At 74.8% G+C, this 16,825-nt stretch carries 6 protein-coding genes; 3 read left to right on the top strand and 3 right to left on the bottom strand.

Going from position 1 to position 16,825, the window contains the following annotated elements; all coding sequences use genetic code 11:
- On the top strand, nucleotides 1–471 hold a 471-nt coding region (locus AC2CJA_RS12985; RefSeq protein WP_484602844.1), incomplete at its 5' end, for a 4'-phosphopantetheinyl transferase family protein.
- A gap of 86 nt (nucleotides 472–557) precedes the next feature.
- Here AC2CJA_RS12985 and ccrA read toward each other — a convergent pair.
- From ccrA to AC2CJA_RS12970, 3 genes are all read right to left on the bottom strand, one after another.
- A complete protein-coding gene (gene ccrA / locus AC2CJA_RS12980) occupies nucleotides 558–1,742 on the bottom strand; it encodes a crotonyl-CoA carboxylase/reductase (RefSeq protein ID WP_484602845.1) in 1,185 nt (394 codons plus the stop codon).
- Nucleotides 1,743–1,853: 111 nt separating this feature from the next.
- The gene (locus AC2CJA_RS12975) at nucleotides 1,854–5,669 is read right to left on the bottom strand and encodes a type I polyketide synthase (RefSeq protein ID WP_484602843.1); all 3,816 of its coding nucleotides are present in this window, start codon (nucleotides 5,667–5,669) and stop codon (nucleotides 1,854–1,856) included.
- Entirely contained in the window at nucleotides 5,662–14,412 is an 8,751-nt protein-coding gene (locus AC2CJA_RS12970) for an amino acid adenylation domain-containing protein (protein ID WP_484602842.1), read from the bottom strand. Before AC2CJA_RS12970 ends, AC2CJA_RS12975 begins: the two co-directional genes overlap by 8 nt.
- A gap of 429 nt (nucleotides 14,413–14,841) precedes the next feature.
- Here AC2CJA_RS12970 and AC2CJA_RS12965 point away from each other — a divergent pair, with 429 nt between their 5' ends.
- Entirely contained in the window at nucleotides 14,842–16,191 is a 1,350-nt protein-coding gene (locus AC2CJA_RS12965) for a phthiocerol/phthiodiolone dimycocerosyl transferase family protein (protein ID WP_484602841.1), read from the top strand.
- A 62-nt stretch (nucleotides 16,192–16,253) separates the two neighbouring features.
- Nucleotides 16,254–16,772: an RNA polymerase sigma factor gene (locus tag AC2CJA_RS12960; RefSeq protein ID WP_484602840.1), complete on the top strand. Its 519-nt coding sequence runs from the start codon at nucleotides 16,254–16,256 to the stop codon at nucleotides 16,770–16,772.
- Nucleotides 16,773–16,825 lie beyond the last annotated feature (53 nt).

Raw genomic sequence — 16,825 nt, 5'->3', positions numbered from 1 at the left:
GGGCTGGAGTGCGGGCAGATACCGCGGACGGGCCGCCTGCCGAGGTTCCCGCCGGGGCGGACGGCGTCGATCGCGCACAGCGCGGGCGTCGCGGTGGCCGTGGCCCGGGCGCCGGGCCGGGACCTCCCCCTCGGCTGCGATCTGGAACTGCGTCCCCTGCCCGCCGGGGCGGCGCGGCTGGTGCTGCGCGACGACGAGGAGGCGCTGCTGCGCGCTTCCCCGGCCGGGACGGCGCCGTGGTCGGTGACTTCGCTGTTCTCGGCGAAGGAGGCCGCGTGGAAGGCTTTGCACACCGGGCCGCGGGCGCTGCCGGACGACATGCTGAGGAGCCTGCGCGACCTGCGGGCGCGCCCGTTGGCCCAGGGGCTCCGGATCGAGACACGGAGGGGCCCGGCACTGGCCGTGCAGGTCGAGGCGGTGGCGGTCGGCGCGGGTGTGTTCAGTACGGTCCTCGGCTGGGCGGACCGCTGACCGCCGGCCGCCGGTGGGGAGGGGGGGGCCCGGGGCCCGGGCCGCGGGGCGGGGGGGGGGGGGGGGCCCGGGGGCCGTCCCGCGCCTCAGGCCCGTGCGTTGACCAGGACCGCCATGTTGCCCGCGGGGTGGCGGTTGTCGTGGATGAGCTGGTGCGCCAGGCCGATCTCCTCGAAGCCGAACGTCCGCGACAGGCACGGGTCGACGAAGCCCCGGTCGATCAGCCGGGTCACCTCGCGAGCCTCACGGGCGCTGGCCACATGCGATCCCTGCAGCCGCTTCTGCCGCATCCACAGGAAACGCAGATCCACGTCACCGTTGTAACCGGTGGTCCCGCCGCAGATGACGACCATGCCCCCGTTGGCGCACAGGTACATGGACGTGGGGATGGTGTCGGCGCCGGAGTGCTCCAGCACGATCCGCGGACCCCGGCGCTCGCCGAGCACCTCCCAAAAACGCCGCCCGAAGGCGCGCGCACCGGCCAGCCAGCGGGCCATCGCCGCCTCGTCGGAGGTGTCCGGCATCCTGCCCCAGTGGTCGAACTCGCGCCGGTCGATCCATCCCCGGGCGCCGAGCTTCACACAGAACTCGCCGCGCTCCTGGCCGGAGACGACCGCGACGGGGATGCCGCCGACGTGTCGCACGAGCTGGATGGCGATACTGCCCAGGCCGCCGGCCCCGCCCCAGATCAGCACCGGGTCGCCCGGCCGGACCGTGTGCGGTTCCCAGCCGAAGAGCTGGCGGTAGGCGGTGGCCGCCGTCGCCATGTAGCAGGCGGACTCCGCCCAGGACAGGCGGGCGGGCTTCGGGTGGCACATGTAGTCGTCGACGACCGCGAACTGCGCGAAGGAGCCGTAGTTCTCCTCGTACCCCCACACGCGCTGGGTGGTGGAGAAGGCCGGGTCGGCGCCCAGGCGGATGTCCTCGGCCGACTCGTCCCACCGGCTGGCCAGCACGACGACCTCGTCGCCCGGCCGGACGTTCCGCGCCCCCTCGCCGACGGCCCACACGATGCCGGACAGGTCGGAGCCGCCGATGTGGAAATCCTCGGTGGCACCGGCCTTCCGCCGGGCGGTTATCACGTCGAGCGGATGTCCCAGGGCGGCCCAGACGTTGTTGTAGTTGACCCCGGCCGCCATCACCTTGACGAGCACCTGTCCGCGCCCGACGGGGGGCACATCGACCACTTCGGTGCGGAAGGCGTCGATGGGCCGCCCGTAGCGCTCGCGGCGGATCAGCGAGGCGTACATCTTCTTCGGCACGGTGCCCATCTCGGGCGCGTCACCGAGTTCGTAGAGGTCCTGGGTGGCGATCGCGGTCACATGGGGCTCCTGGATGGTCGAGTCCCGCTCGGGAAGGTGGACAGGGGCGGGGCCGGTCGGTCAGTGGGGCGCCTCACGGAGCGCCTTGGCGACCGTGGCGCCGATCAGTGCGATGGGTTCGGGTTCGGTCATCTCGTAGTGCCCGCACGGCACTCGGTGGTCGTGCAGGGTTCCCTCGACGTGGGGCCGCCAGTCCTCGATCTTGTCGGGCAGTACGGCCAGGTCGCCGGGGAAGTCGGTGGCCTCCTCCCGGGCGGCGCTGAAGAACAGCACATCGCCGCGGAAGACACCGGGCCCGAACTGGGGGGCGATGCGCAGGTTGTTGCGCATGACCGCGGCGATGGCCTCGGCCTCGGTCCGGGTGACCGGCGAACTCGCCGGATCGGCCGCCAGGCCGGCGTCGAGGCGGGCGAGGACGGCCGCCACGTCCGGCACGTCGGCCGCTCCCCGTTCGGCGGGCAGGCCGGCCACCCTCGCCAGCAGGGACGCCACCTGCCGTTCGACCGCCGCGGCGTCGTACTCCGTACCGTACGGCCGGGGGGCGTCCAGCATGGCCAGCAGTTCCACCCGCTCGCCCCGCTCCTGCAGGGCGCAGGCCATCGCGTGCGCCACGAAGCCGCCGTAGGACCAGCCCAGCAGCCGGTAGGGGCCGTGCGGTCGCACTTCGCGGACGAGGTCGACGTAGGAGGCGACCATGGACGCCGCGTCCGGCGCGGGCGGCCGGGTGCCGTCGAGGCCGGCCGCCTGGATGCCGTAGACCGGCTGGTCGCCGCCGAGGTGGGGCAGCAGCCCCGTGTAGCGCCAGGACACGCCCGCCCCGGGGTGGACGCAGAACAAAGGTGCGGCGTCGCCCTGGGCCCGCAGCGGCAGAAGCGGCGCCAGGGCCTTCCCGCCGCCGCTCGGCTCCTGCGCCGCGGTGTCCTCGGCCGCCGCCAGGAGTCCGGCCACGGTGGGCGCGGCCAGCAGGGCCGCGGCGGGCACGTCGAGCACGTCGGCCTGGCGCAGCCGGCCCGCCAGCAGGACAGCGCGCATCGAGTCGCCGCCCAGGTCGAAGAAGTTGTCGTGGACGCCGATGCCGCCGATGCCGAGGGTCTCCTCCCACAGGCGGGTCACGGCCTGTTCGCGTTCGGTGCGCGGGGGCACGTGTTCGGTCGTCAGGCGGGGCCGCGGGCCGAGGGCAGGCCCGGCGTCCGCCGCGGTCCCGGTGTCCGGTGCGCCGGGGTCCGTGCGGGCGCCGGGGGCGTCGATCCAGTGGCGGTGCCGTTCGAAGGCGTAAGCGGGCAGCGGTGCGCGCCGGGGCGTACCCGGCACCTCGGGGAGCGCGGTGTCCACGCCCGCGCTCCACAGCCGTCCCAGTGCCTCGGCCAGGACGAACCCGTCGTCGGCGTCGGCCTTGGCGTGTCGCATGGTGGTCACCGTCACCGGCGCGTGCTCCGCGAGCTGGGCGGCGGCCAGCTTGGTCAGGGTGTCGCCCGGCCCGATCTCCACCAGGACGGGACGGCGCTCCCACAGGGCGGTGACGCCCTCGGCGAAGCGCACGGTGTCGCGGGTGTGGTCGATCCAGTGCCGGACCGAGGTCGCCTGGGCGTCGGTGATCCAGGTGCCGGTGACGTTGGTGACGAACGGGATCCGCGGCGGGCGCAGGGTGACGCCGCGCAGGTGCTTCTCGTACGTCCCCAGCACCGGGTCCAGGACGTGGGAGTGGGCGGCGACCGGTATGCGCAGCCGGCGGAACGGGACCGCCCGCCGGGTGAGTTCGGTCTCGAGGCGCGCGACGGCGTCGTCGTGCCCGGCGACGGTGCAGGCGGCGGGGCCGTTCACCGCGGCGAGGGACAGCTGCTCGTCGAGCAGCGGCAGCACCTCCTCCACGGGCGCCGCCACTCCCACGGTCGCCCCGCCCGCGGAGCTGATGAGCCGGATGCGTTCGGTGACCAGGGGCAGCATCTCACCGAGGTCGATCACCCCGGCCAGGCAGGCGGCCGTGTACTCGCCGAGCGAGTGGCCGATGAGCGCGTCCGGGCGCACCCCCGCCGCCATGAGAGTGCGGGCGAGGGCGTACTCGGTGACCACCAGGGCGAGGAACGTGCCCGTGCTGTCGGTCTGCCGCCGCCCCAACAGGGCATCGCGCAGGTCGGCGCCGAGGACGGGGCGCAGAATGCGCGCGCACTCGTCGACGGTGTCGCGGTAGACGTCGTGATCGCGGTAGAGCTCCGCGCCCATGCCGGGGTACTGCGTGCCGCCGCCCGGTAGCAGGAACGCCACCCGGGCGGGCTCGTCCGGCAGGGGCGGTGTGCCGGGCACGGCGCCTCGCAGCGCGGACAGGGCCTCCTCCCGGGAGGCGGCGGTCACGGCAAGGCGGTGGCGCGGCGCGGGCCGGTCGGCTCGCAGGGAGTGCGCGATGTCGTCCAGGCGCAGTTCCGGTCGCCTTTGGAGGTGGCGGGCGAGGGCCTGGGCCTGGCCGCGCAGCGCGCCGGCCGTACGCGCGGACAGGGGCAGCACCAGGCGGCGGCCGTCCACGGGCGGGCGGGGCGGGGCGGGCGCGGTGGGCGGCGCCTCCTCCAGGACGACGTGGGCGTTGGTGCCGCCGATACCGAAAGCGCTGACCGCGGCCCGCCGGGGGTGTCCGCCCGCGGGCCAGTCCTCCAGAGCGGTGGGGACCCGGAACGGGCCGGCGGCGAAGTCGATGTGCGGGTTGGGGCGTTCGAAGTGCAGACTCGGCGGGATCCTCCGGTGCTCCAGGGCCAGGACCGCCTTGATGAGCCCGGCGATACCGGCGGCCGCTCCGAGGTGGCCGATGTTGGTCTTCACGGAACCGAGGGCACAGTAGCCGCGGCGCCGCGTGGACTGCCGGAAGGCCTCGGTGAGCGCGGCGACCTCGATAGGGTCCCCCAGGCGCGTGGCGGTGCCGTGCGCCTCGACCAGGCCGATGGTGTCGGCGTCCGTCATCGCCTGGGCCTGCGCCGCGAGGATGACCTCGGTCTGGCCGGCGGCGCTGGGCGCGCTGAAGCCCACCTTGCGGCGTCCGTCGTTGTTGACGGCGCTGCCCCGGATGACGGCGCGGATGCGGTCACCGTCGGCGAGGGCGTCCTCCAGCCGTTTGAGGACGACGGCGCCGACGCCGTCACCGGAGGAGGTGCCGGCCGCGTCCTCGGCGAACGCCCGGCAGTGCCCGTCGGGCGAGAAGGGGCCGTCGGGCACGTAGCGGTAGCCCAGCAGCGCCGAGGGGTTGACGGAGACGGCGGCGGCGAGCGCGGTGTCGCACCGGTAGTCGAGCAGGTCCTGGCAGGCGGTGTGCACGGCGACGAGCGCGGTGGAACAGGCCGTCTGCAGCGACAGACTCGGACCGGTCAGCCCCAGCTCGTAGGAGACGCGGGTGGCGAGCGTGCCCAGGGAGTTGGCGGTGGCCGCGTGCACGAGCTCCACCGACCCGGGCCGCCCGGCGTACCGCGGATGGACGTGAGCCGGGTAGTAGCGGCTGTCGCCGCTGCCCGCGTACACGCCGAACGTACCGGTCGCGGCGCCGGGGCCGAGAACCGCGGCGTCCTCCAGCGCGTGGTATGCCGTCTCCAGCAGCAGCCGCTGCTGGGGGTCGATGACGGCCGCCTCGGCGGGGCTGTAGCCGAAGAACCCGGAGTCGAAGCGGTCGATCCCCTCGATGACCGACGCCATGCGGACCAGCGTGGGGTCGTCGAGGTCGCGCTCGGCTCCGCCGGCGGCCAGGAACTCCTCGTCGGTGACGGGCCGCACCGACTCGCGTCCGGCGGCCAGGTTGTCCCAGAACGCGTCCAGGTCGTCCGCGCCGGGGAAGCGGCCTGCCATGCCGGTCACGGCGACGGCCGGGGTCTGCTCGTCCTGCGGTCGGGGGGTCTCAGGCATGGCCTCGGTCCTTCCCGTGCCGTGCGGAGCGGTGGGCGCGGGCCATGCGCTGCCGCTGGGCTCGTTCCTTGGCGCGGTCCAGGCCGCTCGGCCCGGTTCCGGCGGTCGGCGACGGCGCCTGCGGTTCCGCCGTCGGCGGGGCGCCCGTGGCCCGGGGGACCTCCGGTCCGGTCAGGGTCGACAGGTGGCGGGCCAGGTCGCGCACGGTGGGATGCGCGAACAGGTCGACGATCGGCAGTTCGTACCCGAAGGCCCTCTTGACCGCGCTCTGGGCGGCGACCAGGAGCAGCGAGTTGCCGCCCAGGTCGAAGAAGTTCTCCTCCGGGCCGACCCGGTCGCGGCCCAGGACCTCGCGCCACAGACCGGCGAGCCGGCTCTCCAGCGCCCGCAGCCGCTCCCCCGACTCGTCGGAGGGCGCGACCGAATGCCCGGCACCGCCGGCCGCGCGCAGTACCCAGTGGTCGCCGCCGGCGGCCTCGGCGGCGGCCCGGTGCAGCGCGCCGAGGTCGGCGCCCTCCTCCAGGGCGACGCGTCCGGCCAGTCGCCGCACCTGCCGGGCCGGTTCGAGGACGTGGCTGCGGACCCAGGGGACGCTGCGGTCGGCGCCGATCAGCAGGTGGGGTTCGTCCAGGGTGCGGGCGAGGTCGAAGGAGCGCAGCGCGGCGGCGGTGTCCAGGACGCGGTAGCCGCGGGCCTCGGTGAGCGGGGTGAGCCGGTAGCCGCTGCTCATGCCCCGCTCGCGCCACATGCTCCAGGCCAGGCTCTGCGCGGGCAGTCCGAGGGTGCGGCGGTGCGAGGCGAGCGCGTCGAGGTAGGCGTTGGCGGCGGCGTAGGCGGTGTTCATGGCGCCGCCGAAGTAGCCGTTCACCGAGGAGAAGGTGACGAAGGAGCCCACCGGGTGGTCCGCACTCACCCGGTGCAGGGTCCAGGCGCCGCGCACCTTCGCGTCCAGGGCCTCGCGCCAGGCGGCCGGATCCAGTTCGCCGACGGGGCACTCGAGGAGGGTCCCGGCCAGGTGCAGTACGGACACCAGGGGCACGTCCCAGTGCTCGGCGGCCGCGCGGACGGCGTCCCGCACCTGCCGCTCGTCGGTCACGTCGGCGCACTCGTACCGCACCTCCCCCAGCTCCCGCAGCCGCCGGTAGGCCTCGATGCGGGCGGCCGGGCGCCCTCCGGCGGCCAGGTGCCCCGGCCAGGCGTCCTCCGCGGGCAGCGGGGTACGGCCGAGGACGAGGAGCCGGGTGCCGGGCGTCCGCAGGAGATGGGCGGCGAGCTCGGTCCCGACGCCGCCCAGTCCCCCGCTGACCAGGTGGAAGCCTTCGGCAGAGGGCGGTTCGGCACCGGGCGCCGACTCGGGCAGGGGTGCCAGTCGGCGTACCAGGCGCCGTCCGCCCCGGCGGGCGACCTCGGTGTCGGCGGGGGTGCCGGCCACTTCGGCGAGCAGCAGGGGTACGGGGTCCTCGTCGCCTCGCGGGTCGAGGTCCAGGTGGACGCACCGCAGCCCGCCCAGCTCCTCCCGCAGCGACTTCAGTACCGCGCCGGCCATGGCGCGCGCCGGACAGGGGCGGTCCTCGGCGGTGACCGCCTGGGCGCCTGCCGTCACGTACAGCAGGTCGACCGGGCCCTCGCCGGCCGGCCCGGCGGACCGGTCGGCGAGGGCCCGTGCCAGCGCGATCAGGGAGCCGGCCCCGGTGTCGGCGGCTTCCTGACCGGCGGCCTGCGCGGTGTGCAGCGCGCCGAGGTGCACGATGGCGTCGACCGGTCGTCCGTCGGCTTCCAGGACCCGCAGCAGCGCCTTGTAGTCGGCCTCCTCGGCGAGGCGGATCCGGTGGCGGGCGGCGTCCTGCCGGGCGTACGACGTCCCGTCGGTGACCTGTGTGCACAGCCCGCCGCCGGCCCGCAGCGCCCGCGCGAGGTGCCCGGCGAGGTCCTGCGCCCGCGGGTCGCCGCCCGCGAGGACGAGGGTGTGCCGGCCGGCCGCCGCCGCGGGCGGGTGGTGGCGCTCGGCCCGCTGCCACACCGGCCGCAGAAACCAGTCGGGCAGGGTGGCGGCCGTCCCCAGCAGCAGCCGGGCCTCACGGATCGCGTCGTCGAAGGCGCCCGCCTCGAAGCTCTTGCGCAGTCTGGTCCGCTGGATCTTGCCGATCTCGGTCTTCGGGACGGCATCGGCGGCGACCGGCACGAGGAAGGCGGGGCTGACGCCGATCTCCCGGGTCACTTTGCCGGCGATCTCCCGCAGCGCGGTGGCGGGGTCGTGCTCCGGCGCGAGGTGGACGAACAGGGCGAGTTCGTCGGTGGCCGCCGACGGGTCGGAGCGCACCGCGCAGGCGGCGGTGAAACTGCGGACGACGTAAGGCAGTTCCTCGACGCAGGCCTCGATCTCGTGACTGTGGTGGTTGACGCCGTTGACGATGATGACGTCCTTGGCGCGGCCGGTGATGTACAGCTCGCCGTCGCGCAGGAAGGCCAGATCGCCGGTGTCGAACCAGCCGTCATCGGTGAACGCCTCGGCGTTGGCCGCCGGGTTGTCGTGGTAGCCCCCGGTCACGGAGGTGCCGCGGACCTGGAGCCGGCCGATGTCGCCCTCGGCGAGCACGGTGTGCCGCTCGTCGACGATCCGCATGGCGAAGCCGGGGTAGGGCAGGCCGCAGCTGACGAACGTCTCGTCGGTGCCCGGCGGTTCGGCCGGCAGCACGGCGTCGGTGACCACCGAGCAGGTCTCCGACATGCCCCAGCCGGGGTGCATCACGTCCTGCGGCAGCCCGAACGACCTCAGCGTGTGCAGGAACCGGCGGGCGGCCGCGGCCACCACGACCTCACCGGCGTTCATCACCAGCCGCATCGGCCTCAGGTCCCACTCCCGGTCGCGGAAGCGGTCGGCCTGCTCGGCCAGCAGTCCGAAGGCGAAGTTGGGCGCCCAGGTGACGGTGACCCGGTGCCGGTGGGCGAGGTCCATCCAGCGCGGCGGGTCCTGGAGGATCCAGGAGGTCGGCGCGTGGATCTGCCGGCACCCCAGGTACACATCGCGCAGGTGGAACATCACCACGCCGGTGACGTGGTCGAGCGGGATCCAGTTCAGGGAGACGTCCCGCTCCGTGAGCCGGTTCATGGTGGCGGTGGCGGCGGACCGGGTCAGCACGTTGCGGTGGGTCAGGCACACGGCCTTGGGCAGGCCGGTGCTGCCGGACGTCATCAGCATCAGGAGGAGGTCGTCGGGCCGTGCGGCGTACCAGTCGCGGTCCTGGGGCGCGTCCCGCAGTTCGTCGGCCGTCGTCAGCCGCAGCCCCGGCCAGTCCTGGCGGGCCGCCAGGTCGCGCAGGCCGGGCTCCAGGCCGGCGGAGCACACCGTCCAGGGCCGGCCGAGCATCCGCCAGATGCCCTCCAGCTTGGTCAGCGCCGCCGAGGGGGTGGCGTAGGAGGCGGGGACGGTCAGCGGGACGGCGACGAAACCGCCCAGGACGCAGCCCCACAGCACGGCGAGAAAGTCCTCGGTGGCGTCGCACTGAAGGATCACCCGGTCGCCGGGGCGCAGTCCGGCCCGCCGCAGTCCCGCCAGAGCCCTGGACGCCTCCGAGAGCAGGGACGCGTAGCCGCGCCGCGTCTCGCTGCCGTCGGCGTGCACGTGCACGATGTCCCCGTGGCCGCTCTCGGCCGCGCGGACGAGGGCCTGCGCCCAGCCGGACACGGTCGGTTCGGTCGGCTCCGGTCCCTCGCTCAGCGCGGGAACGGCCCCGGTCGCGGTGCGCGGGCCGCCGGCCGGTACTGACGGGGCGGTGCGGCGAGGGGGGCCGGCGTGCCGGTGGCCCAGTTCCTCCGGCACGGCCTCCACCCCGGCCTCGGCCGTGCGGACGCCGGGGACGCGGGCAAGTCGCCGCCGCCAGGATTCGGCGGCCGTGCGGTCCACCGTCGGCAGGGCGCGCAACGCGCCGGTGTCGAGGGTGCCGTCGGCGGTGCGGGGCAGGGCGTTGAGCTCCGTGACGCGGACGGTGCCGTGGCCGGCCTCGTCGAGGATCCGTTCGACGCGCTCGACGGCGTCCGTGCGGCCCGCCACCACGTACAAGTGCGGTGATTCGGCGTCGGGGCCGGGCAGGGCGACCGCGTCGCGGATGCCGGGTACGGACAGGGCCGCGTCCGCCGGCTCGGCGGCGGACGCGCGGGACGCGGCCGGGGTGCGCGGGGGCGGCGCCGGCAGGTCCCCGATCCTGCGGTCCGGGTCCGCGCACACCGCGCGCAGCAGCTCCCGCAGGGCGCGGGCGAACCCCTCGGCGGTGGGGGTGTCGTACAGGTCCGTGGCGTACTCGATGTGCAGGTCGAGTCCGCCGGGCGCACCGTCGCCACCACGCCGTTCGAGGACGTCGACGAAGAGGTCGAACTTGGCGGTACCGGTGGCGGTGGGCCGCAGTGGCACCTCGCGGCCGTCCAGCCGGAGCACGGCGGGCTCGTTGTTCTGCATCGCCAGCATGATCTGGAACAGCGGGTGGCGGCCGGGGCGGCGGGGCGGGTTCAGCTCGTCCACCAGCCGGTCGAAGGGCAGGTCCTGGTGGTCCAGTGCCGCCAGGTCGTGCGGGCGCAGCCTGGCGAGCAGCTCCCGGAAGGCGGGATCGCCGGAGGTGTCGGCACGCAGGACGAGGGTGTTGGTGAGCAGCCCGATCAGGTCGTCCAGGACGGGTTCGGAGCGGCCCGCGACGGGGGTGCCGACGACGATGTCCTCGCCGGCTCCGCAGCGGGTGAGCAGGGCGCTCACCGCGGCGTGCAGCACCATGAAGAGACTGGCACCCTCACTCTCGGCCAGGCCCAGCAGTTCCCGGTGGAGGGCGGCGTCCACAGTCTCGGTGACATGGGCGCCGCCGCCGCGCGGGGACGCGGGGCGGGGCCGGTCGCCGGGTACCGTGCACTCCTCTGGCAGGCCGGCCAGCGTCTCGCACCAGTGGGCGGTCAGCCGCTCCAGCCGTCCCGCCCCGTCGGGGCCGGGGGCGAGCAGGGCGCGTTGCCGGACGGCGTGGTCGGCGTACTGCACCGGCAGTGGTTCCCACTCCGGGGTCCGGGCCGTGCGGCGCGCCGCGTAGGCGGCGGACAGGTCGTCCGCGAGAGGGCGCAGCGACCAGCCGTCGGCCGCGCTGTGGTGCAGCACCAGCACCAGCGTCCGCTCCTCCCCGGTCCCCAGCAGCCAGGCGGCCAGGGGGCTTTCGCCGGTCAGGTCGAAGCGGTGCCGGCAGGCCGCGGTGACGTGGGCGGCGATCTCGTCGGCCGGGCAGTCCACCCGGCGCAGCCGCGGGGGCAGCTCCTGCGGCGGCAGGATGCGCTGGTGAGGTACGCCGTCCTGTTCGGCGAACACCGTGCGCAGACTCTCGTGCCGGCCGGCGAGGTCGCCGAGCGCCGCCTGCAGCGCCTCGGGGTCCACGGTGGAGCCGACCGGCACGACCAGCGGGATGTTGTACGTGGCCGCGGCGCCGTCGAGCCGGTTCAGGAACCACATGCGTTCCTGGGCGTAGGAGAGCGGGACGCGCTCGGGACGGCCGGCGCCGCCGGGTGCCGGGCGGTCGGGAGCGGTGCTCGGCCGGTCGGCGAGCCGCTGTGCGAGCGCCGCCGGTGTCGGGCCGTCGAACAGGGCGGTGATGGGTACCTCCGCTCCGGTCTCGTGCCGCAGTCGGGCCAGCAGGCGGGTGGCGAGCAGGGAGTCGCCGCCCAGGCCGAAGAAGTCGGTGTCGGCGCCCACCGTCTCGCGCGGCAGCCTCAGCACGTCCTCGAACAGGGTGCACAGCAGCTTCTGCCGGGGATCGCGCGGGCGGGCGCCGGCCGCCGCGGCGGTGAAGTCGGGCGCGGGCAGGGCGTCGGCGTCGAGCTTGCCGTTGGCGGTCAGCGGGAGCGCCTCGACGCCGACGCAGGCCGCGGGGACCATGTGGTCGGGCAGGTGCGCGGCGGCGTGGGCGCGCAGCTCCGCCGGACTCGGCGGCTCCTGCCCGGCGGACACCGTGTAGGCGACGAGCTGCCGGGCGCCGTTGTCGGCACGGCGCACGACGACGGCGGCCCGGGAGACCTGCGGGTGGGCGGCGAGGACGGCTTCGATCTCGCCGGGTTCGACGCGGAAGCCGCGCAGCTGTATCTGCTGGTCGGCCCGGCCCAGGTATTCGAGGGTGCCGTCGGCGCGGCGCCGCGCCAGGTCGCCGGAGCGGTACATCCGGCCACCGGGCGGGCCGAAGGGGTCGTCGAGGAAACGCTCGGCGGTCAGCTCGGGCCGGCCGAGGTACCCGGCCGCCACGCCCGCGCCGGCCACGTGCATCTCACCGACGGCACCCGGCGGCACCGGTCGACCCGCCGCGTCCAGCAGGTGTATCCGCAGGTCCGCCAGCGGCCTGCCGATGACGCTCCCGCGGCGGGGGTCCGTCAGGTCGGCCGGTGTGATGCGGTGGTGGGTGACGTGCACGGTGGTCTCGGTGATGCCGTACATGTTCACCAGCGCCGGGCTTTCGAGACCGTGCCGGTCGGCCCATGGCCGCAGGCGCTCGGGGCGCAGGGCCTCACCGCCGAGGACGACGTAGCGCAACGTGCCCGCCGGGTCCGGGCCACTGCCGGACTCCTGCTCGCCGTCCGCGTCGATGAGCTGCTCGAAGGCGGACGGCGTCTGGTTGAGTACGGTCACGCCCTCGCGGTGCAGCAGCCGCAGGAAGTCCCCGGGCGAACGGCTGACGGCGTACGGAACGACGACGAGCCGGCCGCCGTGCAGCAGCGCGCCCCAGATCTCCCACACCGAGAAGTCGAAGGCGTAGGAGTGGAACAGCGTCCACACGTCCGTCTCGCCGAAGTCGAACCGCTCGGCCGCGGCGGTGAAGAGGCGTACGACGTTGGCGTGCGGGACGGGCACGCCCTTGGGCCGGCCGGTGGAGCCGGAGGTGTGGATGATGTACGCGATGTCCGACGGGCTCGTCGGGCCCGGACGTTCGGTGTCGGTCAGCCGGCCGGCCGGGCGGGCGGCGAGGTCCGCCTCGACCGCGGGGTCGTCCAGGGCGACGGTGGGGACGCCGTCGGCGAGGCGGTGGGCGAGGTCGGTCTCGGTGAGGAGCAGGACGGGTGCCGCGTCGTCTATGATCAGCCGCAGGCGTTCCGCCGGATGGGCGGGGTCCAGCGGGAGGTAGGCGGCGCCGGTCTTGAGGACGGCCAGCAGGGCGGGCAGCAGCCGCATGCCCCGGTGCAGGGCCAGCGCCACCGCCCGGCCCGGGGCCGCGCCACGCTCGGCCAGGAGCCGGGCCAGGCGGTTGGCCTCGGCGTCGAGTTCCGCGTAGGTGAGCCGTTCGCCCTCGCAGGTCACCGCGGTGCGCCGCGGCCGGTCCCTGGCCTGCCGCTCGAACAGCTCGGTGAGGGTGGCGGTGACCGGGAGGTCCCGCACGGGAAGGTCGCGCGGGTGCTCACCGGGCAGCAGCAGGTCCATGTCACCCACGGGCGCCGTGGGCGCGGCCTGCGCCAGTCGGCGCAGGAGGACCAGGAACCGGTCGCGGTGCAGGGCGAGTTCGTCCTCGTCGTACAGGGCGGGGTTGGCGTCGAAGGCCAGCCACAGCCCGTCGGGCCGGGTCCCGGGCCGCACGGTGATCTGGAGGTCGTCGACGGCACCGCCGGAGAGGTGGTGCCAGGTGGCCCGGTGGCCGCCGAAATCGAGGAACTCGGTGAACGGGACGATGTTCAGCACCGGCCCGTACAGTCGGCGCCCGGTGCCCGGCAGGTTCAGGTCACGGCGGATGAACTCGCCCCGGTACCGCTGGTGTCGGCGCAGCTGCCGGACTTCGCCGGCGACCGCCTGGACCAGGTCGGCGACGGCGGTGCCGGGGCCGGCGGCCACACGCAGCGGCAGGATGTCGGAGGCAGTGCCCGGAGTGCGCAGAGCGGCACTGCCCAGCCGGCTCATCGTGGCCATGCCCAGCACGAGGTCGTCGGCACCGGTCATGCGGTGCAGGTAGGCGGCGACGGCGGCGGTCAGCAGGTCGGTGCGCGTGACGTCGAGCCGGGCGGCCGCGTCCGCCAGGGCCTGCGCGTCGGCGCTCCCCAGTTCCACGGTGCGGCGCAGGAACGGGGCGACGGGGGCGGCGGTGCGGTGCGTGAGCCGCACGGGCTCCGGCAGTCCGGCAAGCCGCCGGGACCAGTACGCCCGGTCGCGGGCGCAGTGCTCGGAGGCGAGGTAGGCCGCCTCCTCCGTCCGCAGCCGGCTCACGGGTGCGAAGACGGCCGGGGCGGGTTCGCGTTCCGCGGCCAGCGCGTTGTAGGTGTCGGCGAGGCGGCGGCCGAGGAGCTTGTAGCTGTAGCCGTCGAGCAGGATGTGGTGGGCCCTCAGCAGCCAGAGGTACCGGTCGGGGGCGAGGGTGAGCAGGGTGTGCGAGAACAGCGGCCCCCTGCCAAGGTCCACCGGCGTCGCGAGGTCCGTGCGGACCCGCTCCCAGGCGGCGTCCTCGGGGTCTTCGGCCTCGCTGACGTCGATCCGCCGCAGCGCCCAGTCGTTCGCGTCCGGCGCCCGGCGGCAGCGAGGGCCGTCGTCCGTGTCGAGGAAGCTCAGGGCGAAGGTGTCGGCCTCGCCCACGGTCCGGCGCAGGGCCTCCTCGAACAGGCCGGTGTCGAGGGCCCCGTGGATCTCCACCGCCTCCGCGGTGTTGTAAGCGGCGCTGTCGGACGCGAGCCGTCCGGCGTACCAGAGTCCCTCCTGGGCTCCGGACAGTGGCCGGTGGTCGTCCTCGCGGAGTGACTCCTCGTGGAGTGACATGGCACAGCCCTCACGTGGCAAGTCGTAGCGTCCCGGCCGGGACGGTCCGGTCGGGCGGACGGGGGTGCGGCCTCGGCCCACAGAGCGGGAAAGGGGCGGTCGCACGCCGGAAGCGTGGGGTCGGCACGGCCCCACCGCCGGTCCTGCAGGTGTCCCCAGGGTGCGACGGGGCCGCGAAGCCGATCAAGCCCGGACCGGCCCCGCGCCGGGAATTCAGGTATTTCCCTGAAGAACGCGGGAGCCGGGATAGCGGTGACACCGGCCGGCATTAGGGAATTCCCGCGACTTCCGTCCGGACTTCCGCGGCAGGTGGATCCGCCGGCCCCCGGCGTTGCACTCTCGAACGGACACCGGGCGCTCGAGCCCCTGCGGTGACGAGGAGTCACCGACCCCTGAACGAAAAAGATCGACGGAAAGAAGGCTGGCGGCATGCACCGTGCGTTGTGCCCGGTCGAGAAGCTGTACGTCGGACAGCGAAGCAGAGCGGTACTTTCCTGCACCCTGCGCGGACAGGTCGACGCCGGGGCGCTGTCCGCGGCGTTCGACGCCGTCACGCAGGCCCACCCGATGTTGCGCACGCGTATCGCGCCGGACGGTGAGGGCTTCGCACTGCACCTGCTCACCGAGGACGAACGGCCTCGGCTGATCACCCGCACCGGCGGCGAGGACGCCTACGCGGCGGAGTTGAACACTCCCCTGCCGGTCGGGGGCCCGCTCAGCCGCGGGGTCCTGGTGAGCGCGCCGGGGGGCGACCGCCATCTGTTCGTCCTCGTCGTGGACCACACGGTCACGGACGGGCACAGCGGCATCGCCGTGCACAACGCCGTCTGGGACCACTACCGGGCCCTGGTCGAGGTCGGCGCGGGCAGGAGGGAGGCGGCCGCCGCCGTCTCCGGGGGCGGCGCGGACTCCCCCGACTGGCCGCGGCCCGTCAGTCGGCTGCTGCCCGACGCGGACCCGGCGGCCACCGCCGCCTACCTGGAGCGTCGCGTCGAGGAGACGCGGCGGCACCCCGTACAACTCGTGCCCTACGACGTTCCGCGCCCGGCCGGCACCGGCGCCCGGCCGGGTGCGGAACCGGCCGGCGACGGACACATCGAGGTGCGCCGGCTGACTCTTGACCAGGAGTGCACCACCCGGCTGCGGCGGACCGCGCGTGGCGCGGGTCTGTCCGTGCACTCCCTCGTCGCCGCCTCGCTGCTCACGACGGCACGGCGCCGGCTGGAGGGTGACGGTCCCCGCACGCTCGGCTGTCTGTCCCCCGTGGACCTGCGGTCCCGGCTGTCCCCGCCGCTTCCCGCTTCGGTCATGGTGCCGGCCGTCACCACCCACCTGCAGACCGTCGATGTCGCCACGGACACCGACCCGATGTCGCTGGCGCGCGCCGTCCACACCCGGCTGCGCGGCTTCCTCGCCCGCGCGGACCAGTATCACGAGGTGCGGATCACGCCGGAGATCCCTCGGAACCCGGCCCTGCAGCTGGCCACCGTGATCGCCACGAACATGGGCGTCGTCCCCGGTCCCCGGCTGCCGGCCGGACTGCACGCCACCGACGTCCGGCTGGTGCCCGCTCGTGAGAACTACTTCCCGCAGGCGGGCCGCAGTCCCGTCATGGCGTGCGTGGTCTCCTTCGAAGGGCGGCTCGCCATCGAGTTCCCGCACTTCACCGCCTGCTTCAGCCCTTCCTTCATGCGGGCTTTCCGCGACGACGTCCTCGCCGGGCTCCTCGCCCTCACGGACGTCACCGAGCCCGTGCCCGCGCCCGTGAACGCCCGGTGAGGACGGCCACCCCGGCCCACCGCGTCCGACCGCATCGGCTGCCACAAGGAGCACTCCCCCGCATGAGCACCGTCAGTCATATCCCCACCCCCCTCGCGCTGCTGCCCCGAGCCCAGGCAGGCGACGAGCAGGCGATGAACCACCTGCTGACCGGGATCACGCCGTACGTGGCCCGCCTGTGCCGATCCGTCACCCACGACGACGGCGCCGACGCCACCCAGGAGGCGCTCCTCGCCGTCTACCGCGGTCTGCACACCCTGCGCGAGCCGGCCGCGTTCTACGGCTGGGTGCGTGCGGTGACGCTCCGCGAGGCCGTCCGCACCGCGAAACGCGCGGGTGACGAAGGGGTCTACATGCGGGGCGACCCGTGGCAGGAGGCCAACCCGCTGGACGCGGTGCACATCAGCGACGTACTGGACCGACTCTCCACCTCCCACCGGCAGGTGCTCACCCTGCGCGCCTACGGGCTCAACGAGGAGGAGATGGCTCGGGTCCTCTCCCTGCCGGTGGGGACGGTCCGCTCCCGTCTGCACCGGGCCCGCCGGAGGTTCCGGGAGGCCTGGCTGCCCTCGGCCGCCTAGGACGTGCCGGGTACCGGCCGGGGCGGCTGCGGAGGGGGGGCGCCGTGGGCAGC

It is taken from the genome of Streptomyces sp. ATLC9 (assembly GCF_057196705.1).
The sequence above is the reverse complement of the archived record's forward strand: the minus strand, read 5'-3'. Positions and strand labels throughout refer to the sequence as shown.